An 18,916-nucleotide genomic window follows, 5' to 3' on the forward strand; every position below is an offset into this window, starting at 1 on the left:
GAAGGATGTGACTTCAGATGCTTTTAAAGCTGCAATTGGAGAAAATGGCGTCTTGGATATCACAAAACTATCATTGGATGGTGACAAAGAAATTGCCCTGACTGCTGAGGTTGATTTATATCCAGCTACTGCTCAACAGGCAAATGAAGAAGAAACTCCGAAAATACCTTCTTACGTTATTATTAAAGACGCAGGTATTACATTGACAAGTTCAGGTAAAGATGCACAGACTTTTAAAGGACGTCTTGTTATTGCTGCAGATGGCGTAACAGTTAGTAATTTAAATTTGGTAAATGCTGCTGGTACAACTGCTTCTAATAAACTTCAGGATAATACCTCTATCGCTGTTTTTGCTTCTAGTGTGACTGTTGCAGGTAATACTCTGTCGGTTAGTGGGGATATTCCTGAAGCCGCTGTTGTTAACGGTATAACTTTGTTTCCTCAGACAAGTAAAGTTAATTACATTATTAAAGGTAATACTCTGAACGGTTTTGCAAAAACTGCTTTTGATAATTATGGATACTGGTATTCCAGTGCATTTCAAGTGTATCAGAATGCATTGAGATCAACAGCAGAAGGTAATTCAATTGTTGAAGTGTTAACTGGTTTAAAAATTGCCACTAAATCTGCAATTATTACTGAAGGTTTTGATGCTGCTGGTATAGTTTCCAATAACACTTTCAGCGATAATGATGCTAATGTAATTGTTCGTGTTGGTGAGGAAGTTTTTGCTGATGGAAAAGTAAACACGAATCATGTTGTTGAATTTGCTTATTTGACAAAAGCTGTTGACACCTCAGAAAGTGCTTCTATTTCATTGAAATCTGGCTCAATTACTCTTTCTGCTTTCGAAGCTGCATTAGCAGATGTTATTACAAATGGTAAAGCAGATGGTTCGACAGTTTTGACTGTAGAAGACGCAACTCCGACAGAAATAGCAAAAGCTATTGAAACAATAGCCTCTAAAGGACAAGAAGCAGGTACTTTGGTTAGTAAAAAAGCATTAAGTGAAGCCGCAGTTTTGATCAATACAGTAGATGCTAATGGTAATGCAACAGGTGCTGTTGCTTTGGGAGATGTTGCTGCTCCGGCTGGAACTGTTCAGGTGTCTGTTTCTGAAACAGGTGATGTAGTTGTTGCTCCTATCGCTTCAACTGCTAAAGAAATGACTTCTGGTAATTATTATGTGTTCATGGATAAAGCTGAACCAGCTAAGGCTTTGGGTGGTACTACTTCTTTTGATTGGGCTGAATATGAAACCAGTACAAAGTCGAACTTCTTGTGGACTATCGACGAAATGATTAAATCCGATGCTAGTACTGCTTATGCAACACTGAAGAATAAGGCTGGGAAATTCTTAATGAGCTCTTCCAAGAAAGTCGCAATTAAATTAAAGAAAGAGGATAATAAGTTTGTTCTTGATTATACAAGTGGATCTGTTACGTTAAATACTATCGATGCATTAGGGGGAACAGCTGTTCAATTTGATAGCAAAGATATCGTTGTTGTCAACGCTCCTGCAAACACAATCGTAACTGCTTCTCAATTGAAACAGTACTACGGTGCAAGCTTTGAAGCAAAAATTAAATATGCAGATGAAAGCCTGAACGCAGATCAGTTTATCGGACTTTTGACACCTAAGACTGACATCATAGGTGCGACTAATTCTTCTTATGCTTTGGTGAATGCCGATGGCAATTATATCGTTGTTGATACAAAAGATAAATATGCAGTAGGTAATAGTAAAACTTATGGTTATAAGTTGAAATCTATTTCTAGCAAGGCGCTGAGAACAGCTTTGGCAGATGCTGATACAAAAGATCGTTACGCATATTTGTTCACTGTTTATGCTTATGACGGATTTGCAGCCGGTGATAGCAAGGTTGCCAGAATTGAAGTTGCAGTAGCAGGTGCGACAGCAACTAGCGGTAAATATACAATTGGTGCACTGGAAGTAGAAAAAGAAAACTATTTATCAGCAGAAAAAAATACAAATGATCCGTATTTGTCTTCTGTTTCTATTGAATTAGGTCACTTCAATATTGTTGATGTTAAAGCATTGTTAGGTTCTAAACCTGGCTTCTTTACTGTAACTGCAAAACATAAAGATAAAGATCAGACAATTTATGGTAAAGTATTAGGTTTGGATGCCTACGGTAATGTAGCCTATGTAAAGGCTAATGAAGCTTTGGTCGGTTATCCGGAAACTCAGTTTGCAATGACTTATGATGCTGACAATAAGGAGTTGACGCTGAAGAATCGCGAACAACCGTCTGCAGCTAAAGACTATACTCGGACTGAAAAAGGAATGACTCCTGTTTATTGGACTTTCGATGCAGAGCAAATCTATTGTATCCCTGGAGAAACAGACGTATTTGCTTATCAAGGCGATACTATCGAAATTATTGCACATACTGATTATAACGAATATGACGGTTACCTGCGTCTGAATGCAGATGAATTGAAAGATCAGTCTTATTATGTAGGTATTTACTCTCCGGTTTGGAAAGGTAATGCATGGATGGTTGAAAACCACGCTGGTAGCCATCAGGTTGGTTTGGATACAGAAAAAGCAAATGCAACAGAATGGACATTGACTCCTGCTATGTGTCATGAATTGGATGTAGATGGTGAAGTTGTATCTGTTACTCCTGATACAATTGAAATCAGAAGTGTCCTTGGATATTATGATGGAAATACATATAAGACAACAGTTGAAAAAGTAAATGGTGTAGAAGTAGGATCAAAGATCCTGAAATTCCCGGCATATACTTTGATGAACTCTGCTAATGGCGAGTATATGGCTTATGATGGCAACAGTAAGTATGTAACAGGTGAAGCTTCAAAGAAAATTGGTTATACAGATGCTGCTGACGCTGACTACTTTGCATTGAAGATGGTTGGTAACGATAAGTATAATCTGGTAACAGTTTCTACAAATGAAGATCTGGTTGAAGATCCTGTAAATACTATAGCTAGCTACAAAGTATATGGTGGCGATAGTGCAGACAAAGGTATTTTGAATCGTGCAAGCAGTATGTATGCACAGACTGAAAACGATATTTTTACTGTAGAACCCAAAGAAGCTCCGGAATATCGTACAGTAGCTATGGCTGATACAATCAAGATTTTCCGTAACGATAGTGCCGATGAAGCACAGGTATTATTTGAAAAGGGTGAATTCCTGAGTATTGCAAATGCTGTTCAGTTCCCGGAAATTAATCCTGCATTGTATGTCGATACAGCATATGTAAATCGTGCTCACAACAATCGTTGGGAATATCTGTTGGCTGTAGATGCTAAACATTGGGAAGATAACCGTGAATGTGATATCGAAGGTCATCCTAAACACAAAGCTGATACAACAAGTGGTCGCTTCTTGGTTAACCTGATGGATTCAGCTTATGTATATGGTGAAACTCACCTGCATAACAATAAATTCATCAACGAAGAAGATGGANTACAATCAAGATTTTCCGTAACGAAAGTGCCGATGAAGCACAGGTATTATTTGAAAAGGGTGAATTCCTGAGTATTGCAAATGCTGTTCAGTTCCCGGAAATTAATCCTGCATTGTATGTCGATACAGCATATGTAAATCGTGCTCACAACAATCGTTGGGAATATCTGTTGGCTGTAGATGCTAAACATTGGGAAGATAACCGTGAATGTGATATCGAAGGTCATCCTAAACACAAAGCTGATACAACAAGTGGTCGCTTCTTGGTTAACCTGATGGATTCAGCTTATGTATATGGTGAAACTCACCTGCATAACAATAAATTCATCAACGAAGAAGATGGAGAAGATTGGGCTAAGTTAGGTTTTGTAGAAGGTTACCATACACACGATACATTATATCTGAAACGTCCGAATGGAACTTATGACAAACTGCCGATGGATCGTAAAGACTATTCTCATAGCATTGCTAAGTACGCATTCCGTTATGTAGATCAGGAAAAAGGCTCATTCGTTATCGAGACCGGACGTAAGGCTTGGCATGGTGGTGAAGCTGTATCAAAAGTAGAAACAGGCTATTTGAAATGGTTGAATGGCGTAGTTGTAGTTGTTGCAGATATCAAGAATGCTGATGTATTCAACATGAATGACGATGAAACTCGTACTCCAACAGCTAACGATGGAATCAATGCTTCTGAAGTATCTGTAGTTGCTACTGAAGGTGCAGTAATCATTAATGGTGCAGCTGGTAAGAAAGTTACTATCAGCAATGTTCTTGGTCAGACAATCGCTAACACAGTTCTTTCTTCTGACAACGCTACGATCGCTGCTCCTCAGGGTGTAGTTGTAGTAGCCGTAGAAGGCGAAGCAGCTGTCAAAGCAATCGTAAAATAAGAAACTATTTATAATCAATAAATTTAAATTGACTGCGCGGTGATATCGAACCAAGTACCCCGTGACGGGCGAACAAGCGGTCAGTATTAATACTAAAGTAATGAAATAAAGTTCTTCTGTTCGATCTCTGTGAAGAGCGAAAACAGACAAAAAGTAAGTTACCTCGGCTTTAGGGTCGGGGTAGCTTTATTTTTATATACCATTTATCACCTCGTAACTTTTCTTTATAAGCTTCGGATGGATTTTCGCCATAAATAATTAACTTTGCGGTTGGTTGAAAAGTAAAAACTAAAGTATGAAGAAAATTAGAGCCGCCATCGTTGGATATGGCAACATTGGAAAGTATGTGTTAGAGGCCCTGGAAGCTGCTCCCGATTTTGAAGTAGCAGGTGTTGTACGTCGTAATCCGAATGACGTACCGGACGAACTGAAAGCTTATACTGTGACTGACAGTATCACTAAGTTAGATAAAGTAGATGTTGCTGTTCTTGCAACTCCTACCCGTAGCGTAGAGACATACGCAAAAGAAATTCTTTCATTAGGCATCAATACGGTAGATAGCTTTGATATCCACGGAGGTATCGTAGACCTGCGCCGTTCGTTGGATGCTGTAGCCAAAGCACATAATACGGTTGCTGTTATTTCTGCCGGATGGGATCCGGGTAGCGACTCTGTTGTTCGCGCTTTATTGGAAGCAATGGTTCCGAAAGGAATTACTTATACAAACTTCGGCCCGGGTATGAGTATGGGACATACGGTTGCCGTAAAAGCGATCGAAGGTGTAAAAGCTGCTTTGTCGATGACAATCCCGATGGGTACAGGCGTTCATCGCCGTATGGTTTATATCGAAGTGAAAGACGGTTACGATTTCAAGCAGGTGGCTGCTGCTATCAAAGCCGACGATTATTTCGCACATGATGAAACGCATGTAATGCAGGTGGAATGTGTAGACAACCTGTTGGATATGGGACACGGTGTGAACCTGGTTCGCAAAGGTGTATCGGGCAAAACGCAGAACCAGTTGGTTGAATTCGATATGAAGATCAACAACCCGGCTCTTACGGCCCAGATTCTGGTAGCTGTTGCCCGTGCAAGTTTCAAACAGCAGCCGGGTGCTTACACTATGATCGAACTGCCGGTGATCGATATGATCTGCGGCGAAAGAGAAGACTTGATCAGACGACTAGTTTAATATAAAAAATATGCTCGACTTTATTACCTGGACGGCTGACCCCGCCATCTTTTCCATAGGTTCACGCGAAATACGCTGGTACGGACTTGCTTTTGCTATCGGTTTCTGGATTGGTTACACCATTGTGAGCCGTATGTGGAAAAATGAGAAACTTCCTCCTGCATGGATCGATTCCCTGCTTATTTATACCATGGTAGGAACTGTGGTCGGCGCCCGGTTAGGACACTGCCTCTTTTATGATCCCGGATATTATCTGGCCAATCCGATTGAGATTTTCAAGGTTTGGGAAGGAGGACTGGCAAGTCATGGCGGTACGTTAGGTATCGTTATTGCCATCTACTTTTATTCTAAACGCATTACGCATAAGAGTATGCTTTGGACATTCGACAAATTGGTTGTCCCTACCGGATTGGTTGCGGCTATGATCCGTCTGGGTAACCTGATGAACCATGAGATATACGGTCATCCGACCGATCTTCCCTGGGGATTCCGTTTTATCGAAAATCTGCATGCCTGGAAGATGGGAGCAGAGCCGATCTTTACGGTACCCAGTCATCCGACACAGTTATATGAGGCTTTATGCTATCTGGTTACCTTCGGGATCTGTATGTGGCTTTACTTCATAAAAAAAGAATGGAAGCGGGAAGGCCTTATTTTCGGAGTATTTATGATCTGTGTGTTCGGTTCGCGTATTTTTATCGAGTTCCTGAAGAATAACCAGGAAGCTTTCGAAGACAATATGATGTTGAATATGGGACAGTGGCTCAGTGTTCCTTTTGTTTTGGCCGGTTGTTGGTTTGTCTGGAGAGCATTGACAAGAAAGCCGAATAATTATGAGGAATTAAAAATAAAAAAGTAAGTAATGTACAAATTAAAAGAAATAGCAGATAAGGTATATTATGTAGGAGTTAACGACCGTCAGAAGGCCCTCTTCGAAAATATGTGGCCACTGCCGTACGGTGTTTCCTACAATTCATATTTGATTGTGGACGAAAAGACTGTATTGGTTGATACGGTGGATGTTTGCTACTCTGATATATTTTTGAAAAAAATAGCGGATGCTCTGGATGGTCGTACACTCGACTATCTGATCGTGAACCATATGGAACCCGATCATGCCGGAAGTATTCGTCTGCTGCGCCAGCAATATCCGGATGTGAAGATCATCGGAAACAAGCAGACATTCGGTATGTTGGACGGATATCATGGGATTACGACCGGGCTTCACGAAGTAAAAGAAGGGGATACGCTGAATATCGGTCGTCATCAGCTTTCTTTCTACATGGCTCCGATGGTGCACTGGCCGGAAGTGATGGTGACTTACGATTCGACAGATAAACTGTTATTCTCAGCCGACGCTTTCGGTACATACGGAACGCTGGATGGCGGTGTGATCGATGAAGAAATGAATGTAGATCATTATTGGGAAGAAATGATCCGTTATTATTCCAATATTGTCGGTAAATATGGAAATCCGGTGCAGCGTGCTTTACAGAAACTTTCTGCATTAGAGATTGAAACGATCTGTTCGACTCATGGCCCTGTATGGCGTAAATATGCAAAAAAGGCGATTGAAATATATGATCGTTTGAGCCGCTATGAAGGTGAAGACGGTGTTGTTGTTATCTATGGCAGCATGTATGGTAATACGGAACAGATGGCGGAAGCGATCGCTTCGTCTTTGTCTGCTCATGGGGTGAAAAACATCGTATTGCATAATGTCAGCAAAAGTCCTGCATCCTATATACTGAAAGATGTATTCAAATATAAAGGTCTGATTATTGGTAGCCCGACTTATTCGAACAGCCTGTTCCCCGAAGTGGAAGCCGTGTTGAGTAAGATCGAAATGCGTGAGGTGAAAAACCGTTTGTATGGCTATTTCGGCTCCTTTACCTGGGCTGGTGCCGCTGTCAAGCGCCTGACTGCTTTCGGTGAAAAGATGAAATGGGAAACCGTAGGTACACCTGTTGAACAAAAACAGGGTATGAAAGCCGATAAGTATGAAGAATGCTGGGCCTTGGGTGAAGCAATGGCGAAAGAGTTGACAGTTGACAAGTGACAGTTGACAGTTAAAAGAGTAGATCTAAAAAAACTATTAATAACCTAATCAGTTCCGGTTCGCGGAAGAGGGTGACTATATCTGTCACTTGTCAACTGTCAACTGTCAACTGAAAAAAGACAAACGTTATGAGACTAATTATTGAACCAGATTATGAGCAACTCTCGAAATGGGCTGCTAATTATGTAGCTGCAAAGATTAAGAAAGCTAATCCGACAGCTGAAAAACCTTTTGTTTTGGGATTGCCTACCGGATCGTCTCCTCTGGGTATGTACAAGAACTTGATCGAATTGAACAAGCAGGGTGTTATCTCCTTCCAGAATATCATCACTTTCAACATGGATGAATATGTAGGATTGCCGAAAGATCATCCGGAAAGCTATCATTCGTTCATGTGGAACAACTTCTTCAGTCATGTTGACATCAAGCCGGAGAATGTAAATATCCTGAACGGTAACGCTCCTGACCTGGAAGCCGAATGTGCTGCTTACGAAGCAAAGATGAAAGCGGTAGGTGGTGTAGACCTGTTCCTGGGTGGTATCGGTCCTGACGGTCATATCGCATTCAACGAACCGGGTTCTTCTTTGTCTTCACGTACTCGTGTAAAGTCTCTCACTACCGACACGATCATCGCTAACTCTCGTTTCTTCGATAACGATGTAAACAAGGTTCCGAAGACTTCTGTAACGGTTGGTGTAGGTACTGTACTGGATGCCAAAGAAGTATTGATCATGGTAAACGGCCATAACAAGGCTCGCGCTTTGCAGCAGGCTGTTGAAGGTTCTATCAACCAGATGTGGACAATCACTGCTTTGCAGATGCACCCGAAAGGTATTATCGTAGCTGACGAAGCGGCTTGCGCTGAAATCAAAGTCGGTACATACAACTACTTCAAAGATATCGAAAAAGATAATCTTTGTCCTTGCAGCTTGTTGAAGTAAGGATTAAATGTTATAGAATAAAAAGCGGGGCTGTACCGAAAGGAAACAGCTCCGTTTTTTATTTAGTCCTTATTCCCCGATATAATACCCGGATCGTTATCCATGTTCTGAACAGCTTTGCGAATGCTTTTTAACTGTTTGCCGAAATTCAGGTTGAAGTTGAATTTGACCACTACCGTTCTTGCCATATTGTTACTGTGAATGTCCGATTTTACCGGATTGAGGGCTGACCAGTTCTCATTTTCCGATCTGTATGTACGGATGAAAGGATTATATAATCCTGCCATTACCGACCAGGCTGGCATTTTGTATCCGACCATAAGTGTATGCATCAGGTCTCCTTTCATCAATTGTTCCCCGTAAACGTATCTGTTGGGTGGTACAATGGTGGCAAAGTTGGCGATCCAGTGACGATACGAAAAGTCGAGATTGACGCGAAGCGATTTCATTGTGTAGGTATGTAAATAGTTGTTGCCATGACTGATGTAGCGGTTGAGTCCAGGTATAACCGACAGGTTAATATGATCTTTCCAGGGCTTTATATGGAAGGCTACTTCGAATGCGAGATCCTGGAAAGATTGCTGGTTGTCATACGTCCGTATAAACTTACCGCTTTCGTAAAGAACGGACTCCATGATCGGCTTATGTTCATAATCATAAGTCACGAGTGCATCTATCCCGAAAAATGACTTGTTGTATCCAGCATTGAAAGATTGGTTGATGCTTTGGAATGATTTCAATCCGGGATTTCCCCTGCGTATCTGTAACAGGTCGATGGGCTGTTCCACATCGTTGAGGTAGGCGATAGAGGGAGTATTGTTCTTTAATGCAGCACTGTAACGAAATGCAAAATCCTGGTTGGGATTGTAAGTGACGCGCAGGGATGGTTGCAGGGCATATTTCTCATTTTTATTATTCTGTTGGCTGTAGTAGAAACGGGAAAGGGTAAGGTTTGCCATATAACTCCATTTACCGGTTTTCAGTTGGTATTCCCCATAGACAAAACTTTCGCTTTGATTCATGGTTACATCGGTTACTGTCGTTCCGGTATATTGGTTATCCGTATATGACTGGATATGTTTCGCGCCTCCGGTAAATTGACTTTTTCCTATCCTCTTTTCGTAAATACCCTCCGCTATCAGCGAATACTTTTTCCCGGAAATCTCGGACAGTATATCTGTTTCGGGGATATTCTCTCTTATTTCCTGATAGATACGGTTGTTTTTTGTCTCTATATAAGTGCCGACGAGGTTAAAGATTAGTGATTGGTCATTTTTTAGCGTACGTTGAAAGTAAAGATCCAACGCTGGAATATGATTTTTTTCTACCGTATGATCGTAAATAGACAGCGGTATATCTGATCCGGAAGAGTAGAGTTTACTTTTGCGGTCTTCGTATCCGGCAGGGAAATCATTATAGCTATACCGGAATTGTGCATTGAAGATGTATTTGTCCTTTTCTTGCAGGCTGTAGTTTAAGTTGGAATATAATACTTTCTTATTGAAAAGGGTAGGTTCCCCAATTTCTTTTCGCTGTAATTCATGATCGGGGAACAGGAGCTTTTCGTTGTATTCTCGTGTCCAGTCGCCTTTACGCTGGATGAAACGGACGTTTGCCGAGAACTCTGATTTTCCGTTATTATAATTGGCGGACAGCATATCGTCGATCGAGGTACGATCTCCTCCGATACTGTGGAAAGCACCTCCACGGATACTGCCTCCCGACTCTTTTTTGCGTGTTATATAATCGATTACCACTGCGGCATTTCCGTAGCGTACACCCGGACTGTCGTGATATTCAATCCGGATAATATCTTCCGGGTTCAGCGCAGCTACTTCGGGATAAGTGACGAGTATTCCGTTAATCCTTAACTGTACTTCTCCATTGCCTGGTGTAGTTATTTCTCCGGACATTACGTCTACCATGATACGGGATAGTTGCATTTTATTCAACAGCTCAACTCCATCGGTAGCCGTTTTTCGTTGAATTTCAGAAGGTAATATCGATAACTTATCTCCTTTATTTATAACCGATTTAGCTGTAACAGTCACTTCATCCAGGAAAAAGGAAGAGGAAGTAACAAATGTAGAATCTTCCCGCATTGTTACCTGCTGGGCAGATAGGGAGGGAAGCATTAAGAATATAGTTGCGATAAATAATAAAATTGTCTTCATACGATTGATTCATTTCTTGTTCCGTTCATTCGGTTTGTTGTAAATAAAAATTGTAATTGCTTGGATAGTCTATCTATTATCGGTGACGAATGACCGGAAGGGATATTTTAAAAAAGTGAGCTTAACTTTATTTCTTTTGCAATAGTTTCGATAGGGTGACGTTTATATAGGTACGATTGGTTTTATTTTTTATGCTGGTATTAATTAAGAATTGAAGATTTATATGCGAAATGACAATATGAAAAAAGCATTCAGTTTATTCGTTTGTTTGTTGATGTTCTATACTGTCGTTCATGGGCAGGATATGAAGGAGGTGGTGATAGGACAAACGATGGAGGGGAAAGATTTGATAGCACATGGTATTGAATTCGATGGCAAGGTGCGGAAATATAAGATGGATACAACAGCCACTTTTTTCATGGTGGAGATAGCCCACCTGACGAAAAACGAACGGTCTTATAAGAATAAAGGAGAGTTGATTCTTTTTGATTTCCAGAAAGGAACGGAGTTGTGGAGGAAGAAGATGAATTATCAGAGCGATCAGAGCGTTTTACTTTCTGAAGGCGTTTTGTTTAATTCGAAAGGTATTAAAAGTTCTTTCCTGGATATTCAGACCGGACAGGAAAAATGGAGTAAGAAAATATTTCCTTATGTACTGGATCATCAAAACAGCAAAATCTGGGCTTACAAGAATGGAATTTCGAAAAACCTAGAATGCTACGATACAAGCTCCGGAACACTTTTATGGACTCGGGAAGTACCCCATACATATGGTTGGAATTATGATGGGATGATAAATGATTCGACCAGGCTAATTGTTTCCGACGGGATGCATCTAGTGAATATCAACGATGGGACAGGGAAGAGTTATCCGATGAAGACTGGGACAACTAATTATACCGGAGCGGTTGCATTAGGCGCTTTAGGCATATTGACCGGTGCTCTGACTGGGGTAGTTACAATGCCGACCGGAGGAAATGCGGTTGTAGAGTTGGTCTCAAACGTTTTGAGAGAAGATTCCTTATTGTATTTTGCCAACCGGACGCAGTTGCTTTGTTTGGATGAACAATTGAAAATGAAATGGGGATACCCTCTGCCTGAGGAATTAACCTCAAATTCGGAGTTGTTTACCTATGATGACCGACTGTATATGATTAATTATGGTTGTGGTTACCGCGGAAATTTTCGGGATTGCTCTTCTGCATACGAAAAGATGATGATGGCGGTCAATATCGGAAGGCCTTTCATAGCCTGTTTTGACAAGAATACCGGTAAAAATATCTACCTGAATCAACTGACGAAAAAGAAAGACAAGATTGAGGATGCCTGTATAAAAGAAGACCGGAATACATTATATCTATTATTTGACGACGGCATGTCTTTTTGCCAATTGGCCGATAGTACGGAGATCGAGGTCTCTCCCTGGGATGAAAAGGCCAATGGTAAGTTACAAGGTTTTTTGCGCAACTTCTTTTATACGATAAATCCGGATAGTGTCTCTTTCCGTAAGATTATGCCGTCTGATTCATCCTCTTGTTTCGTATATAATGACCAGTATGATGTTTTTGAAGTTGATGAACAGATGAATATTATTCGCACCTATTCGCCTGGTGAGTTGTTTTTTACGGATCTGACAGGGGATGGATATTCTATCATCAGTCAGAATAAGACCCAATATCTGATTGATTTTAACAGTAAGAAATTGGCAGTGTTACATCTTCCCTTTGATTTATATCTGATAAAAGGTAAAGTGTATACGCTAAGTGAAGACAGGGATAAGATTCTGGAAATAAATCTGAAAGAACTTTTCCCGGAGCGATTTATTGACAACCCTATAATATAATAAGTAAAAATATTTGTTTATTCATTTTAGTATTTATCTTTGGTCTGTGTTTATGAGTAAAGACAGACATTGTGGGAGTGAAATAGTTTGAATTTATTGAGATAGTATTTTGTGTTTAATATCTAAAACAATTTGTAGTTATGAAAAAGAGCTTATTATTCTTACTTTTATTCGTTGCATTTCAGGTAAGTGCACAAGAATTCCATTTTATTCCGAAAATAGGTTTGAATTTTGCCAATATGACAAACTCTGATGGTAGTATGAAACCAGGTTTGAATATCGGGGTGGCAGGTGAAGTGATGATGACTGATCATTTTGCGATCGAACCGGGGATTTTCTATTCGATGCAGGGAACGAAAGGCAAAGATAGTGGTGTGACCATGAAAATAAAGAATGATTATCTGAATATTCCTGTTCTGTTTAAAGGATATGTATATGAGGGCTTCAATTTATTTGCCGGACCACAGTTGGGCTTTAAGGTGTCTTCAAAAATAAAAGCATCTCAATCGGGTACATCTGTTTCGACAAGTGAAGGTAGCGATTTATTTAAAACTGTCGATTTTGCTATTGTTATCGGTGCCGGTTACCAGTCGCCTATGGGATTCCTTGTTTCCCTGAATTATAATATAGGTTTGGCTAATACGATCAATAAAGATAAGATGTCTTCTCTTATAGGAGCAACAGTTGATGAAAAATCTCGTAATGGGGTACTTCAGTTCAATGTAGGCTGGCGCTTCTGATAGATTTAAAGCCGGATTATGCAAACTTTAAAACGAAATTTGGATAATTCGGCTCTGAAAGAATAATTATTTTTGTGGTATAAATTTTATTACCATAAAACAGACTTTTGTAACTTTCCTACTCTTATCCTTGTCTTACTCTTTGTGGGACCGAAAATCTTTTCACACGATGGAAAAGCGTATTATATGCCCTGGGAGTCTACTATCTGTATCAGCGAACGCTGGTTTTATAATACGACCGGCCAAAAGTATAAACCGGTAGATGAACTTGCCCGGTTATACCGTCAGTGTACGAAGAATGATAATATCCTTATCCTGAACTTTCCACCAGCTCGTGATGGAAAGATCCGGGAGAAAGATATTCAGGTACTGAATGAGTTGCGTAAGCAACTTCAGTGATTATACATATCTTTATTATAAAAATCTAATATTTTAATCTGGGCATTATATGCTGTTTGTGCTGGACTGTCAGGGTTGAGCTCGATAGCTGACAGATAGTTGTTTAGTGCCTGGCGTATATCCCCCATTTTGCGATATACATTTCCTCGCAGGTAAAACGCTTCATCGTCTGAAGCGTTTTTTTTAATGTATTCATCCAACAAACGCAATGCTTCGTCTGTTTTATTATCGTTGATAAGTTGTCTGATTGTTTCCATATTGAAATAATGCGATATTTTGTAGACAAAGATAATTCTGAAGAGGTTATATACATAATAATCACGGTTTAAAAAACTGTTTTTTTGTTACTGATGTACGGTTACGTTAATTATTTATGTATGTTTGCACTCGATTTCTAAAAAGTGAAAAGTGATTATGCAAAAGAATCTGGTAATAGTGGAGTCACCCGCCAAGGCAAAAACCATCGAAAAGTTCCTCGGGAAAGATTTTAAGGTTATGTCGAGTTACGGGCACATCCGCGATTTGAAGACAAAAGATTTTAGTATTGATGTCGAGCACGATTATGCTCCGCAGTACGTGATTCCGGCTGATAAGAAGAAGCTGGTATCCGAATTGAAATCCGAAGCTAAGACAGCCGAACAGGTATGGCTCGCATCCGATGAGGACCGCGAAGGAGAAGCTATATCCTGGCATCTGTATGAAGTTTTGGGATTGAAGCCGGAAAATACGAAACGTATTGTTTTCCATGAAATTACCAAGAATGCAATTTTGCATGCTATCGAAACACCGCGTGATATCAATATCAACCTGGTGAATGCGCAGCAGGCTCGCCGTGTATTGGATCGTATTGTGGGTTTCGAGCTTTCTCCTATCCTGTGGAGAAAGGTAAAACCAGCTTTGTCTGCCGGACGTGTGCAGTCGGTAGCTGTCCGTCTTATTGTTGAACGCGAACGTGAGATCAACGATTTCGTTTCGGAGGCAGCTTATCGTGTCATTGCTAATTTCACTCTTCCCGATGGAACGACTATCCTGAAAGCGGAATTAAACAAACGTCTGAAGGATAAGAAGGATGTTATGGAATTCCTGGAATCCTGCAAGACTGCTTCTTTCACTATCGATGAGATCACAAAAAAACCGGTAAAAAAATCGCCGGCACCTCCTTTTACAACATCTACCCTGCAGCAGGAAGCGGCTCGTAAATTGGGGTATTCCGTATCGCAGACCATGATGATCGCTCAGCGTCTGTATGAGTCCGGGTTGATTACCTATATGCGTACCGACTCGGTGAACCTGAGTGATCTGGCATTGGGAACAGCTAAGGAAGCTATTCTGGAAACTTACGGAGAAAAGTATCATAAGTTCCGCCAGTACCATACAAAAAGTAAAGGTGCACAGGAAGCGCACGAGGCTATCCGTCCTACTTATATAAGTAATGTAGAGATCAGTGGCTCTGCGCAGGAAAAGAAATTATATGAATTGATTCGTAAACGGACGATCGCTTCCCAGATGGCAGATGCTGAGCTGGAACGTACAACGATCTCTGTTTGTATCGATGATAAGAAAGAAAAATTTGTGGCTGTAGGTGAAGTGATCACCTTTGATGGTTTCCTTCAGGTGTATCGCGAAAGCTACGATGATGATAATGAAAAAGAACAGGATAAGGAGAATGGTTTATTACCTCCTGTTAAATTGCATGAAGTTTTGACTTTGAATGATATCGTGGCAACGGAACGTTTTACACAACGTCCACCGCGTTATACGGAAGCCAGCCTTGTTCGTCGTTTGGAAGAACTGGGTATCGGACGTCCTTCTACTTATGCTCCGACGATTCAAACGATCCAGAATCGTGAGTATGTAGTAAAAGGGGATAAAGAAGGGACCGAACGTGCTTATAGTGTTATCTCGTTGGCTAAAGGCAAGATCAAAGAGGCTGATAAGAAGGAGATAGTGGGGGCAGACCGTAATAAGTTAATGCCTACGGATATCGGAGCGGTAGTTAATGACTTCCTGATGGAATATTTCCCTTCTGTTTTGGATTATAACTTTACGGCTAGTGTCGAGAAGGAGTTTGATGCCGTGGCAGATGGCGAAATGGTCTGGACAAATGCGATAGATAAGTTCTATAAAATGTTTCATCCGATCGTGGAAGAAACAGCTGCTATAAAAACGGCCCATAAGGTGGGAGAACGTGAGTTGGGTATCGATCCGAAAAGTGGAAATCCTGTCTTTGTGAAGATCGGCCGTTATGGTCCGGTTGTGCAGATCGGTCAGGCACATACGGAGGATAAAGAAGCTCCGAAGCCTCAGTTTGCCACTTTGATGAAAGGTCAGTCAATCGAAACGATCACGTTGGAAGAAGCGTTGAAGCTATTCGACCTACCTCGTACGATCGGCGAATATGAAGGAAAAGAAATGGTTGCAGCAGTAGGACGTTTCGGACCTTTTATCCGTCATGACGGGAAATTTATCTCTATCCCGAAAGATCTGAATCCTCTTTCTATTACAGTAGAAGAGGCTATCGAATTGATCGATGAGAAACGTAAGAAAGACGAACAACGTTATCTGAAGAAGTTCGATGAAGATCCTGATCTGGAAATATTGAACGGTCGTTATGGCCCTTATATAACTTATAAGAAGGCAAATTACCGTATTCCGAAGACGGTTACTAATCCTGAAAAGCTGACGTTGGAAGATTGCATGAAGATCATTGCCGAGGCGGCAGAAAAACCTGCGACAACGAAAAAACGGACTACAAAGAAAAAGGCCTGATCGGTAGAGATCAGAAAGACATAAGAAAAAAGGATCCTGTTGAGTTAATCAGCAGGATCCTTTTTTATGAGTGATATTTCTGTTCTTACATTCTTTCCGGAACTTCGATACCCAGTAACGACATACCGGATTTTACTATTTTAGCGACGTTGGCAGATAATACCAGACGGAATTGTTTGATCTCGGCATTCTCTTCGCGAAGGATGGAGAAGTCGTGGTAGAATTGGTTATACTCTTTTACCAGGTCGTAGATATAGTTAGCAATGTATGCCGGGCTGTATTCTTTGCCGGCTTCTTTTACTGTTACTGCATAGTCTGCGATCATTTGGATCAACCCTTCTTCTTTTTCTGATATAGGCGTATTTGCCGGTAATTGTTCCGGTAAGACAATGCCTTGTTCGGCCGCTTTACGCAAAACAGAACAGATACGGGCATAGGTATACTGGATGAATGGGCCGGTGTTACCGTTAAAGTCGATCGATTCCTTCGGATTGAAGGTCATATTTTTACGCGGATCGACTTTCAGGATGAAGTATTTCAGGGAACCTAAACCGACAACGCGGGAAATATTGGCGGCTTCTTCCGGAGTCATTTCGTCTAATTTGCCTAATTCCTGTGATATTTCGTGGGCAGTGCTGATCATTTCTTCCATCAGGTCATCGGCATCGACAACAGTACCTTCACGACTCTTCATCTTTCCTTCCGGCAGTTCTACCATACCGTAAGAGAAGTGTACCAGACCTTTCCCGAATTCGAAGCCCAGTTTATCGAGCAGGATAGAAAGTACCTGAAAATGGTAATTTTGTTCATTTCCAACCACGTAGATCATTTTGTTGATCGGGTAATCGTCAAAACGCAGTTTGGCAGTACCGATGTCCTGTGTCATATAAACGGAAGTACCATCGGCACGGAGCAATAGTTTCTCATCGAGTCCGTCTTTGGTCAGGTCGGCCCATACAGAACCGTCTTCGCGGCGATAGAAGATCCCTTTTTCAAGTCCTTCCATTACTTTACCTTTTCCTTCCAGATAGGTTTGAGATTCGTAATAGATCTTGTCGAAGTCTACGCCCATCATCTTGTAGGTTTCATCGAAACCGGCATATACCCAGTTGTTCATCTTTTCCCACAAAGCACGAACTTCTGTATCTCCGGCTTCCCATTTGCGAAGCATTTCGCGGGCTTCGGCCATGAGTGAAGACTGGGCTTCTGCTTCTTCTTTTGTCAGACCTTTAGCTTCCAACTCTTTTAATTCCTGTTTGTAGTGTTTGTCGAACAGTACATAGAAATCGCCGATCAGGTGATCCCCTTTTTTGCCGGATGATTCGGGTGTAACGCCGTTACCCCATTTCTGCCAGGCAAGCATCGATTTACAAATATGGATACCGCGGTCGTTTACGATATTGGTTTTAACCACTTTGTTTCCGTTGGCCTTCATGATTTCAGACAAACTGTAACCAAGCAGGTTGTTACGTACGTGTCCTAAATGCAAAGGTTTGTTTGTATTGGGGGAAGAATATTCGATCATCACCAGAGGGGATTGATCTGTGACAGGAATGATCCCGTAGGATGGTTGTACGTTGACCGTATTCAACAGATCAATCCAGTAAGGACCGGCAACTGTCAGGTTCAGGAAACCTTTGATCACATTGAATTCAGATACGGCCGGTTCATTTTTCTGCAGGTATTCGCCGATTTCCTGTGCAGTCTGTTCCGGTGATTTCTTCGATGCGCGAAGGAAAGGGAACACAACCAGGGTAAGATGTCCTTTAAACTCTTTCTTTGTCTTTTGCAACTGTATCTGACCGGCTGCAACATCTGCTCCGTACAGTTCTTTTATGCCGGCAATGATTGCACCGGTGATCTGCTGTTCAATAACCATATTCTTACTTCTTATATATCGGATTTTATTTTGTGTGCAAAGGTACATGATTATTTTCTAAAAACCTTCGTATAGCTGTTTTGAATTAACAGTTAGCATGGGCTTTACTATATTCTTTTTTGCTGGGGTTTATTTGTGTTTTTGCAGACGGGATTTTGTTTTGTGTTCGGATAGTATGTGTAAAAAAGGTAAGCAAGCAGGGAGTTTCGAAAAACGAAAAAGCCAACAGGCTTTGTTGTGAAATGGGTAGCACGCCGTGTCGTGTGCGTATGATATCAGAAACAGTCATGGCGCAATGATTTATTTGACATTATCGATCTTTGTGATATTATAAAAAGAGTGTTTTTGGGATAAATTATAGACTTTAAGTTACACCAAATTGGGCTTGGGTTGTAAGTAATGGAATATAACTTTAGATTCGGTTGATTTCGTAGAGTAAGAGCCTGACGACACTGGGATTATAACATAACTTCATTTGGGATAACAAAAGGTTATGAAAACTGTAGGAATAGTATTTTATGAATTTTATAATTGAGAATTGGATGGTTAATATTTTAATAGTAACGA

General features: G+C 40.9%; 12 protein-coding genes. 9 read left to right on the forward strand and 3 right to left on the reverse strand.

The features are described 5' to 3' along the window. Nucleotides 1-3,573 precede the first annotated feature (3,573 nt). From BQ7394_RS02930 to nagB, 5 genes are all read left to right on the forward strand, one after another. Entirely contained in the window at nucleotides 3,574-4,353 is a 780-nt protein-coding gene (locus tag BQ7394_RS02930) for a DUF6383 domain-containing protein (protein ID WP_075556002.1), read from the forward strand. A gap of 295 nt (nucleotides 4,354-4,648) precedes the next feature. Further along, nucleotides 4,649-5,545 carry a diaminopimelate dehydrogenase gene (locus tag BQ7394_RS02935; protein ID WP_075556003.1) on the forward strand — a complete coding sequence of 299 codons (897 nt, stop codon included), beginning with the start codon at nucleotides 4,649-4,651 and terminating at the stop codon, nucleotides 5,543-5,545. A gap of 10 nt (nucleotides 5,546-5,555) precedes the next feature. Next, nucleotides 5,556-6,404 (forward strand): prolipoprotein diacylglyceryl transferase, encoded by an 849-nt coding sequence (lgt, locus tag BQ7394_RS02940; RefSeq protein ID WP_075556004.1) that lies wholly within the window; start codon nucleotides 5,556-5,558, stop codon nucleotides 6,402-6,404. A gap of 3 nt (nucleotides 6,405-6,407) precedes the next feature. After that, nucleotides 6,408-7,604 carry an FprA family A-type flavoprotein gene (locus BQ7394_RS02945; RefSeq protein ID WP_075556005.1) on the forward strand — a complete coding sequence of 399 codons (1,197 nt, stop codon included), beginning with the start codon at nucleotides 6,408-6,410 and terminating at the stop codon, nucleotides 7,602-7,604. A 128-nt stretch (nucleotides 7,605-7,732) separates the two neighbouring features. Then, nucleotides 7,733-8,545, forward strand: coding sequence for a glucosamine-6-phosphate deaminase (gene nagB / locus BQ7394_RS02950; RefSeq protein WP_075556006.1), 813 nt, complete (start codon nucleotides 7,733-7,735; stop codon nucleotides 8,543-8,545). Between the two features lie 62 nt (nucleotides 8,546-8,607). On the opposite strand, the gene BQ7394_RS02955 is transcribed toward nagB, so the two are convergent. Further along, the gene (locus BQ7394_RS02955) at nucleotides 8,608-10,719 is read right to left on the reverse strand and encodes a TonB-dependent receptor plug domain-containing protein (protein ID WP_075556007.1); all 2,112 of its coding nucleotides are present in this window, start codon (nucleotides 10,717-10,719) and stop codon (nucleotides 8,608-8,610) included. Between the two features lie 238 nt (nucleotides 10,720-10,957). Between BQ7394_RS02955 and BQ7394_RS02960 the strand changes: the two genes are divergently transcribed. From BQ7394_RS02960 to BQ7394_RS02970, 3 genes are all read left to right on the forward strand, one after another. Continuing rightward, the gene (locus BQ7394_RS02960; protein WP_075556842.1) at nucleotides 10,958-12,562 is read left to right on the forward strand and encodes a PQQ-binding-like beta-propeller repeat protein; all 1,605 of its coding nucleotides are present in this window, start codon (nucleotides 10,958-10,960) and stop codon (nucleotides 12,560-12,562) included. Nucleotides 12,563-12,702: 140 nt separating this feature from the next. Continuing rightward, on the forward strand, nucleotides 12,703-13,302 hold the full coding sequence (locus BQ7394_RS02965) for a porin family protein (RefSeq protein ID WP_075556008.1): 600 nt from the start codon (nucleotides 12,703-12,705) through the stop codon (nucleotides 13,300-13,302). A gap of 144 nt (nucleotides 13,303-13,446) precedes the next feature. After that, a complete protein-coding gene (locus tag BQ7394_RS02970; protein WP_235848657.1) occupies nucleotides 13,447-13,701 on the forward strand; it encodes an alpha-L-fucosidase in 255 nt (84 codons plus the stop codon). Here the strand turns inward: BQ7394_RS02970 and BQ7394_RS02975 are convergent. Next, nucleotides 13,695-13,958, reverse strand: a complete 264-nt coding sequence (locus BQ7394_RS02975; protein ID WP_075556009.1) for a tetratricopeptide repeat protein — start codon at nucleotides 13,956-13,958, stop codon at nucleotides 13,695-13,697. The two genes, BQ7394_RS02970 and BQ7394_RS02975, sit on opposite strands and share 7 nt — an antisense overlap. 157 nt (nucleotides 13,959-14,115) lie before the next feature. On the opposite strand from BQ7394_RS02975, the gene topA reads away from it, so the two are divergent. Next, nucleotides 14,116-16,470, forward strand: coding sequence for a type I DNA topoisomerase (topA, locus tag BQ7394_RS02980; RefSeq protein WP_075556010.1), 2,355 nt, complete (start codon nucleotides 14,116-14,118; stop codon nucleotides 16,468-16,470). 85 nt (nucleotides 16,471-16,555) lie between these two features. Here topA and argS read toward each other — a convergent pair whose 3' ends face one another. Then, nucleotides 16,556-18,349: an arginine--tRNA ligase gene (argS, locus tag BQ7394_RS02985; RefSeq protein ID WP_075556011.1), complete on the reverse strand. Its 1,794-nt coding sequence runs from the start codon at nucleotides 18,347-18,349 to the stop codon at nucleotides 16,556-16,558. Between the last annotated feature and the right edge of the window lie 567 nt (nucleotides 18,350-18,916).

It is taken from the genome of Parabacteroides timonensis (assembly GCF_900128505.1).
Lineage (GTDB): Bacteria > Bacteroidota > Bacteroidia > Bacteroidales > Tannerellaceae > Parabacteroides > Parabacteroides timonensis.